2 protein-coding genes are annotated in these 2,330 nt (G+C 55.2%); both read right to left on the reverse strand.

Annotated features, from left to right (window positions below):
- The coding region (locus WA429_RS21015; protein ID WP_336107882.1) for a helicase HerA domain-containing protein at nucleotides 1-894 on the reverse strand (894 nt) is incomplete at its 3' end.
- The coding region (locus WA429_RS21020; RefSeq protein ID WP_336107883.1) for a hypothetical protein at nucleotides 894-2,330 on the reverse strand (1,437 nt) is incomplete at its 5' end. The genes WA429_RS21015 and WA429_RS21020, both read right to left, overlap by 1 nt.

Here is a 2,330-nt window from a genome sequence, read left to right on the forward strand (position 1 = left end):
CAGATACTGTGCAATAAGCTTCAGCGTTACACGCTTCTCCGTGAGAACAATTCCCTGAATGACGTTATTCAACGCCATATGACAGAATGCCCGGAAAGAGTCGTTGCCACTTGATGGAATGAGCGCGGCGATCCGGGATGCCAAATCCGACGGATTCTGAAAGTTCGCCAACGGATCAATCCTCACCGAGGATTCTGGATGGGAGAAGTGGAAGTACCTGAAGTCTTCTTCCCGCCCGACCGCAGCACAAGCTTTGCGCATCGTCTCCGGCAGCTCACGATCCCCCTTTGGATCCACCACAATAACCGGTGCGAAGTTGCCGTTTGCGTCCTTGCGCACAATGTCCTGCGAGATCAACAATTCCATAAGGCGCGTCTTTCCTGCGCCCGTTGTTCCTGTGATCAGGGTATGCCCTTTTGCAAACGACATCTTCATGTAGCGCGCGGTTATACGCCGCTCTATACCCTGCAAATATGCGGTACTGATCTCATCTCCGTAGTCTACCGTTGATTTGCGCCGTCTACGCCGTGGCACATGCTGAAGCAGGTCCTTTCGGTTGATCTCATGTACCAATTGAGCGTGTTCCTGGCGCATTACGTACCCTTCGCCGAGATACCGCCCGTCTTGGTTCGTCTTTTTTTGCAATTTCGAGAGTGCCGTAAACGACAAAGTGTCGTCACAGAGTGCCATCAGGCGTCGATAGTGCCTCCATGCGCCGAGCCCGCGGCACATTGCGAGGCCTCCTTGTAACCCTGCCATTGTTAAAAATGCCGCTGACGGCATTTCTAGAAGTGTTGACGTCCAAAGCGTCGCCATGGCCCCCATCGCCCACCCGGACGCCTGCCTGGCCTCAAAATTTGGCCTTAACGGTACTTCGTATTCAAACTCTGACATCACGTGTCCGTTCTTTTTATCAATAGACTTCCGCTCGACATCCAGATCTGCAATGTGGCGAACTTCACCTCAACGAGATCCTCGATCTCTAATCCGAACTTGCTCAGTAGGTCTTTACCCGCTTCCACACGCAGGCGGATTTTTCCCCCAGCGCTCACTTCCCCCTCCACCATCTCCAGCGCTGTCTCACACAGTTGCGCTTCTTGCTCGATCGTCAGCGACTTTGTCGTCGCCTCTTCACTCTGCGTTCCTTTGTCAGCTGGCGTGTCATCGGCCTCATGTGCCCTGGCCTGCGTTTCTTTTGGCTTTTCTTGCAGCTGCGCCTGGACCGCTTGATAGAAGTCCTCCTGCAGCCAAATCGCGCGCACGGTATTTCCTTCCGCATTAACCCGGCGCACCCACACCGTCCCAAGCATCCCTGCGCCCAAATTCGCCACCTTCTCTTTTGCAAAGGCCTGACGAATGTGGACCAGGGCTGGTTCTTCTTCCTTTTTCGCTTGGGCAAGTTGACCAAGAACGTTCCGTAGCAGTTCCACGTCCACGCATTTGTCTTCGCCATCCACAAAAATTACACTTGGATCCTCCGCCCAGCCGACCTTGATCCAATCCATCGGCTGCTTCCACTCCGCGGGTACGGCTTTTTCCATCCGAGCTTTCTGCTCAGTGTCTCGTGCTGTCTTGGTGGGGCTGGCTTGGGTACCCGCCTCGCTGGTAGGCGCTTTACCGGGCGCGGTTTCTTTCGTGGGTACCTCTTGAGTGGAGGAGGCAGGTGCGCTTTGCGCACACTTACGCACTTCGTTCAGTGGCTCCCGGGTTGCGGCGCTTAGCGCCGCCTCCCTTTGCTGTGCGTTTTCCGCACACACCGCTCGGATACCCTCTGAGTTTTTCACTTTCGCCGGGCTCGGGCTCTTACCTGCCACACCCTTCTCAACCCTGCTTGCCCCTGCGTCTACGTTCTTCGCTTTGCTATCTTTATTCTGCTGGTTCAGTTCGAGACGCTCGATGATTGACACTCCAATCTCTGCTTTCTCGATGCTGGGCAACCGCATGGATTGAAGGAAGTGCTCCTCGTTCCGCACACAGAGACCGTATTCGGGTCGGTCCTTCTTCCGGCCTTTTGCTTTAGTCAAACGCTCTGGCAAAAACGGCCAGTAGTTCCTTAGCGAGCCATCCGGCATCTGAAACGGCTCTGCAAAGGATCGCTGGATGAGAACATCTGCCAGACGGTTTGCATCCTTCGGAATACCGGGAATGTCACGCCGTTTGATCTCCTCGGAGAGATCGCTTACTGCCAGCATCCAGTTGATGAACAGTTTTTCTTCGCGCGTCTTTGGGTCTTGGACATACCAAAGCCGCGCCCCCGCGCCCGGCGGGGCCTGCAAAACCGCATTGGTCCCGGTTTCCAGCGCCGCACACAGATCAGGCAGGACGGTATC

This window comes from Thalassospira sp. CH_XMU1420-2, assembly GCF_037029325.1.
In the GTDB taxonomy this organism is placed as follows: domain Bacteria; phylum Pseudomonadota; class Alphaproteobacteria; order Rhodospirillales; family Thalassospiraceae; genus Thalassospira; species Thalassospira povalilytica.